General features: G+C 59.1%; 1 protein-coding gene. It reads left to right on the top strand.

Annotation, left to right across the window (positions count from 1 at the left end):
• Nucleotides 1-67: 67 nt before the first annotated feature.
• Nucleotides 68-825 (top strand): IS5 family transposase gene (locus tag FLO80_RS21750; protein WP_149187120.1). Its coding sequence is split into 2 segments (ribosomal slippage): nt 68-392 and nt 392-825, totalling 759 coding nucleotides; the frame shifts between segments, so codons are not numbered across the junction.
• Nucleotides 826-837 lie beyond the last annotated feature (12 nt).

Here is an 837-nt window from a genome sequence, read left to right as displayed (position 1 = left end):
CTAGGGTCAGGATGCATTGATTTCCAACGCGCTGCGTGATTCACGGCTCGGAAAACGGAGCGGTGACATGAGCGACCTTTTCTGGCTGACCGACGAGCAGATGGCCAAGCTTTCCCCTTTCTTCCCGAAGTCGCACGGTAAGCCGCGGGTCGATGACAGACGGGTGTTGAGTGGGATTATCTTCATCAATCGCAATGGGTTGCGCTGGCGAGACGCTCCGGAAGCCTACGGACCGCACAAGACGCTTTACAGCCGGTGGAAGCGTTGGAGCGAGAAAGGCATCTTCGCCCAGATGATGGTCGGCCTGGCTGCCAAACACGGAGGGGAAAAGACCGTGATGATCGACGCGACGTATCTGAAAGCCCACCGCACCGCGACCAGCATGGCCGCGAAAAAGGGGGGCGCGGTCGCCTGATCGGTCGAACCAAGGGCGGCATGAATACCAAACTGCATGCCATTTGCGACAGCCAAGGGCGACCGCTCAGCCTGTTCGTCACCGCTGGACAGGTCAGCGACTACATCGGTGCGCGGGCGCTACTGAGCAGCCTACCCAAGGTCGACTGGCTSCTCGGAGATCGCGGCTATGACGCCGACTGGTTCCGAGACGCGTTGAAAGACAAAGGGATACGCGCCTGTATCCCGGGCCGAAAACAGCGCACGACGAAGGTGAAATACGACAAGCGCCGATACAAGCGGCGCAACCGCATCGAGATCATGTTTGGCAGGCTCAAAGATTGGAGACGCGTGGCGACACGCTATGACCGCTGTCCCAAGGTGTTCCTCTCAGCCATCGCACTCGCTGCAACCGTCATCTACTGGTTATGAATCCTGACCCTA

The sequence above is a fragment of the Aquicoccus porphyridii genome, assembly GCF_008369105.1.
GTDB lineage: Bacteria > Pseudomonadota > Alphaproteobacteria > Rhodobacterales > Rhodobacteraceae > Aquicoccus > Aquicoccus porphyridii.
The sequence above is the reverse complement of the archived record's forward strand: the minus strand, read 5'-3'. Positions and strand labels throughout refer to the sequence as shown.